This window comes from Methylocella sp., from assembly GCF_041905455.1.
Lineage (GTDB): Bacteria > Pseudomonadota > Alphaproteobacteria > Rhizobiales > Beijerinckiaceae > Methylocapsa.
In genome coordinates, this window is the sequence record NZ_JAYRLA010000035.1 from 1 (window position 1) to 4,982 (window position 4,982).

Sequence of the window (4,982 nt, forward strand, 5' to 3'; positions counted from 1 at the left end):
TCAATCAGTTCCGTCGCCTCGTCGTCCGCTATGAGCGACACGCCGACCTCTACCGCGCCTTTATCGTCCTCGCCGCCGCTATCATTTGCTTCAGGGCCTTGAGACGGTTTTGTTAGGCGCTCTTAGTACCGGCAATACCCATGTGGTAGCCATCGAATTCCGCGTCGTATATGCCTCCGGTCGGCGGCGTCCCGTCTGCGGCGTCGAGAAGGAAGATGCAGCACGGGATGTACTTCCGCGACTCCAGCGCCGTCCCCTCCGCGACTAGCGAAATGAAGCGCGGGCGGTACAGACGAATATCTCCCCCGAGGAGGAAGAGCGCCGTTCCGGGGGCGTCATAACCGCCGAAGGTCTCACACACGGTCGTCGGAATCGAGGACCGCCCCGTGAGATTGTTGCTGAAATTGCTGTAGGCTGTGTTGTACAGTGTGTAGGGCGGAGTAACTGTGCTCGGGATCGTCCCGAAGAAGTAGATGGACAAGTACCATGCCCAGTAACGGCCCGTCCCCTGTTTCCAAAACGCCGGCAGAATGTAGCTGTCATAGGCGAAACCACATCCGGGATCGCAGACCATGATAAGGCCTTCGGGGATTCTTATATCGCCCGCCGCGCCCTGTGCACCCGCCACGTTCGTCTGCGCGAGGCGATGAACCCGCGTAATGCGGAGGATTTTTCCCTGCGCCACGGCGGCGTTCATCGCCGCCTGGATGGCCGCGTTGTCGGCCGTGCCGGTCAGCGTCGAGAAGTTGAAATCGCCTACGGCGTAGTAGGGCGCATCGATAGGATTGATATAGTCATACATCTTGCGTCTCGCTTCAGGCGGAAAATGAGTTGTGTAGTCCGTCCGCCATCAACGCTTGGTAGCAGTCAGCTTTGCTTGCGAAAAGATCAGTCGGCTTGTGTCGACGAGTGTAGAAAGCGACACTCTACTTTGCTTATAGGAGATGATGTACGAAACAACTATGACCGCGGTGCGGTCCCCTCTGAACCTGGCGCGCTATCTGGCCAGTGGAGCGCTCCCTTGGTAAGGGAGAGGTCGAGAGTTCAACCTCCGACGCCCTCGTCCCGAACGAGGTGCGCGCGGGCAGGTAGGTTCCTGACGGTCTTGACGCCCTTAAGCCTGAGACGCACGGCCTGCCCGCCATTTATTGAGGGCGGCGGTCGCCGGATCGACATCCTGCATCGCGATGGCGGGAGCAGCCGGGGCGGGAACAAGACGGATGGTCCCGTCTGGCGCGATCTCGACGATCCACGGCGGGTCCATCTTGAGGGCGGCGCGCAAGGCTTTCTCGACGTCCGCCTGCGTGAAGCGCGCGGGACGGCGACTCATCGCTTGCCTTCGCCCTTCGGCAGCTTGGCGGCCTCTTTCTCGAGCTTTTTCAGCTCTTCGAGATGTTCCGCATCCGGCTTCGCCGCCTCGAGCTCGCGGCGCCTCACGCGCGCCCTTCGATTTTATCTCGCGCAGCGCTGGCGAGAAACGCCGAGCGCGTCACGCCGCGTCGCGCCGCCTCGGCGTCGATGGCCTCGAGCAAGCCCGCGTCGATCGTGACGTTCGCCCTGACGGAGCGCCCCGCGTCGAGCAGCAGCGGCACGATCACCGCCGCTTCGTTGGCCGCCGGAGCGTCGTCGGACGCCGCGATCTGGGCCAGCGTTCTGGCGGCGGGAAGCGCGCGGCCGTCTTTTCGCATTGAATCGGCCCAGGCCGTCAGGCCGGAGATGGCGCTCGTCAGGGCGGCTTCCGGCGTCGCTCCGCCGCCATAGGCGCCAGGGCAATCCGGAATGCGGACGCCCCAGACATCGGCGTCGCCGTCGAGAATTCCAACATACATCGTCATGGTCCGCCCTCACCATCCTGCCCGCTTCGCGATATCTCGCGCCACGCCGATCGAAAGCTCGCGGTGGCGAGGGACGACGATGCGCGCGGCTGGCTGCGCCGGGTGGCGAAGAATGTCGTGCTCTTTGCCGTGCTCGACAGTCCAGCCCTCGCGCTGGAGGCGGCTGACGATCTTCTTCGTGTTGGTCTCGATCGCCGTCATGCCCGTCCCTTTATATACGTATTATTATACGCATTGACAAAGGAGCATCAAGCATAAGTGCGCACAATAATGCGCACCCGGAGGAAACCAGCTCGCTGGCGGAGCGCCCCCAATTGGGCGGGCTTCTGACTCTCTCGTATAAGTCGTTGGATATAAACGGTTTTATGAGCTTTCCAGACACGAAAAGCTCCAGCCGACTCATACCCCTGCGATCGCTGCGGGCCGCTGCGAACATGGCGCACCCTATCCGACGCGGCCCTGCCGGAAGCCGGCGATCACCCAGGCGCCAGTAAGACCGATGGCGAGGAAGGCGAGGGGCGGCACAGCCATGACCACCGCAATAGTCCAGAGCCGGCTTGCATCCGACAGCGCTGTTGCTGGAGACGCGTCTACCTGCGCCGAAAACGCGGCATAAGGGTCAACCTTTTTCACCGGGATGAGGTCGTCGAACATGCCTTCTTGCGTGTTCGCTTTGTCGGCACTCGCTGCAGCAGGCGCAGGCGCGGCCTGCCCATGTGCCTTCGGTGGGCGCGCGCTCGCGGATTGGGATGGGGCCACCCTGAACTCCGCCCACGGGTCTTCGGCAGCCGGCTGCATACGCTGCCCGTGCGCCTGCGTCACGGCGCCGATGGCCGCGTCCGCGTCCGGCGCGTCGACCTCATATTCCTCGCCGCCGGGCATGGTCAGGCGGAAGGTCGGCATTACTTCAGCCGCCGCAATCATTGGAGCGGGCTGGGAGAATGCCCGAGCGCGAAAGGCCCGACCAACCTCCTCATGGTTCACCCAAATGATGAATGCGGCCCACGCGGCGGTGAACACGATCCAGAGCCGCCACCAGCCGCCGAGGCGAATTGCGCGCGCGGGCGGAGCGCTCATGGCTTTTCCGTCAGCTTCGATATTGCTGCAGCACTTGCGCGGCGTTGAACGCGCCGGCGGCGCCGGGCTCGCCGGCGCGGAACATCACGACCGTGACGCCGACGCTGGACGTTGGCGCATAGATCGGGCTCGAAAACCCCTCGCCCGTCACAGTCGCATAATTCCCGTAGCCGTAGGCCCGCGCCGATCCGGAATAGGTCGAGCCCATATACTGTGCGCCTTGCGCGGTCTGCGCCTGCTCGAGGCGAAAATGCGTGTAGCCGGCTCTTATCGTCGCCTCGGCTGCGCGACGCATGGTCTGCGGCGCGGCCTGCCCGGCGAACAAGAGGCCCGACGCTCGCGTGTCGAGTCGGACGACGTTGGGCGCCAGCGGCATTTCCTGCGTGCTGACGCAGCCGGCACAGATCAAGCCGAATGAGCCTGCAAAAACGAGCTTCACGAGTCGAATCATTTAGGCGCAACCCCATTTCGAAAAAGAATGGGCGCTATCTTAAGCTGTGCTGGAGCTGAAGCAAGGCGGACGGCCGCAGAAGGTGACCGGTCAGCAAGGGAAAGACCGCTTACGCCGCAGCGCTCGTCACTTCAGGTAGCCTTTCGAGCGCAGCCAGTCCTGAACGGCGATTCGGATGGCGTCGGAGCGTGTTGGCTTCGGGTCTGGTTGCCCTAAAGCCCAGTCGTCGATCGCGGTGATAATGTCTTCTGAAAAGCGAACGCCGACGCGAGGCGTGGCTCCTGTCGCCGGCCGTCCTCGTTTTTTCTGTGAGACAGTATTTGACATCGCTATTTATGTGTGCCATAAAATAGCGAGCCGGGCAAGAGGTTGCAGCCTCCGACCCGGCCCTAACCCCAGCCACCTCGTAGGAAGGTCGCCAAGGCTATGCCCAGCATCACCCATCCCTCCCGCTTCCACAATCTTTCCGACGCCGCGCTCGCCGACGAGATCGGCCGGATCGACGCGATCCTGAAGGCCGCTGAGGCCGAGCTGAAGGCGCTGAAAGACGAGTTCAAGGTGCGCGGCCTGAGGGAAGCCGCCGGCGAGGCCTTCACCGTCACGGCCTCCGAGCAGATCGCCGGCCGGCTCGACGCCAAGGCCGTGCGCGCCTTCCTCGGCGAGGCGGCCTCGCACTTCGAGACGGCGGTCGTCTCGACCGTCATTCGGATCAAGGCGGCGCGTCCTGCGCTCGCCGCCGCGGCCTGAGGGAGGAACGCCGATGCTTCCTCTTCCTTCCTCCCTTGCCGTGCTCGCCGCCTCCTACAGCGTGCATCGCACCCGCAAGACGCTGCAGATCGAGGAGATCGCCGGCGGCCGACGCACGGTCCTCGAGGAGATCGTCGTCTCCGGCCGGCAGGAGGCTCGCCAGATCGCCGCCGCCCGCGGCGCGCGCTGCTGGAACTTCTGAGCCGCAATCCCTGACGGGCGGCCCGCCGTCGCCCGCTTCATCCCCATCATCAGGATCATCACCATGCCGAACGACATCGTTCCGGCGGCCGCTGCCGGCTTGCCCGAAGACGCCGCCGTCCTCGCCGAAACCGGGTCCGGCCTCGCCGTCGTCCGCCCCGCCGGGCTCAAGGCCCTGCGGCCGACCTTCCTGTCGGAGGAGGAGCTTGGCGGGCTCCTCGCGCTGCTCGACGAGCTCGCGTCGCCGAGCAATATCTCAAGAAAGGCTCGCAGGCCTACGTCGAGGGCCAGATTCGCACGCGCGAATACGCGGACCGCGACGGGAATCAGCGCAGGGTCACGGAGATCGTGCTGCCGCGCTTTGGCGGCGACATCGCGCTGCTCGGCGACGCGCGCGCCGCCGCCGGCGAGGACAGCTACGGCAAGACCTCGACCCGCCCCGCCGCCCAGCACGATGATCGCCGCATGTCGATGGGCGATCCGCCGCCGCGCCGCGCCGCTGGCGACGTCATCGACGACGACATCCCGTTTTGAAGGAGAAGAATATGGACGAGCGAGTCGAGGTTTCCGCGCCGGGCGACGAGGCCGCATGGGAGTGGGCCATCGTCGAGATTTTCGGCCATCGCAAGCACGCCGGGCGCACGCGCGAAGAGGAGCGCTTCGGCGCGAAA

At 64.6% G+C, this 4,982-nt stretch carries 8 protein-coding genes and 1 pseudogene; 3 read left to right on the top strand and 6 right to left on the bottom strand.

The genetic code is table 11. The features are described from left to right. Nucleotides 1-112: 112 nt before the first annotated feature. The 6 genes from ACE3OG_RS16410 to ACE3OG_RS16435 form a co-directional block, all read right to left on the bottom strand. Nucleotides 113-802, bottom strand: coding sequence for a hypothetical protein (locus ACE3OG_RS16410; RefSeq protein ID WP_374310607.1), 690 nt, complete (start codon nt 800-802; stop codon nt 113-115). A gap of 312 nt (nt 803-1,114) precedes the next feature. Continuing rightward, nucleotides 1,115-1,330, bottom strand: a complete 216-nt coding sequence (locus tag ACE3OG_RS16415) for a hypothetical protein (RefSeq protein WP_374310609.1) — start codon at nt 1,328-1,330, stop codon at nt 1,115-1,117. Nucleotides 1,331-1,433: 103 nt separating this feature from the next. Further along, nucleotides 1,434-1,835 carry a type II toxin-antitoxin system HicB family antitoxin gene (locus ACE3OG_RS16420; RefSeq protein ID WP_374310611.1) on the bottom strand — a complete coding sequence of 134 codons (402 nt, stop codon included), beginning with the start codon at nt 1,833-1,835 and terminating at the stop codon, nt 1,434-1,436. A 9-nt stretch (nt 1,836-1,844) separates the two neighbouring features. Continuing rightward, on the bottom strand, nt 1,845-2,036 hold the full coding sequence (locus ACE3OG_RS16425; protein ID WP_374310613.1) for a type II toxin-antitoxin system HicA family toxin: 192 nt from the start codon (nt 2,034-2,036) through the stop codon (nt 1,845-1,847). A 243-nt stretch (nt 2,037-2,279) separates the two neighbouring features. Then, on the bottom strand, nt 2,280-2,912 hold the full coding sequence (locus ACE3OG_RS16430) for a hypothetical protein (protein WP_374310615.1): 633 nt from the start codon (nt 2,910-2,912) through the stop codon (nt 2,280-2,282). A gap of 10 nt (nt 2,913-2,922) precedes the next feature. Next, nucleotides 2,923-3,207, bottom strand: coding sequence for a hypothetical protein (locus ACE3OG_RS16435; protein WP_374310617.1), 285 nt, complete (start codon nt 3,205-3,207; stop codon nt 2,923-2,925). A gap of 582 nt (nt 3,208-3,789) precedes the next feature. Here ACE3OG_RS16435 and ACE3OG_RS16440 point away from each other — a divergent pair. The 3 genes and pseudogenes from ACE3OG_RS16440 to ACE3OG_RS16450 all read left to right on the top strand — a co-directional run. After that, nucleotides 3,790-4,110: a hypothetical protein gene (locus tag ACE3OG_RS16440; RefSeq protein WP_374310620.1), complete on the top strand. Its 321-nt coding sequence runs from the start codon at nt 3,790-3,792 to the stop codon at nt 4,108-4,110. 13 nt (nt 4,111-4,123) lie between these two features. Further along, nucleotides 4,124-4,312 (top strand): hypothetical protein, encoded by a 189-nt coding sequence (locus ACE3OG_RS16445; protein ID WP_374310622.1) that lies wholly within the window; start codon nt 4,124-4,126, stop codon nt 4,310-4,312. A gap of 287 nt (nt 4,313-4,599) precedes the next feature. Then, nucleotides 4,600-4,845 (top strand): annotated as a pseudogene (locus ACE3OG_RS16450) (single-stranded DNA-binding protein); the annotation flags it as partial. Nucleotides 4,846-4,982: the final 137 nt, after the last annotated feature.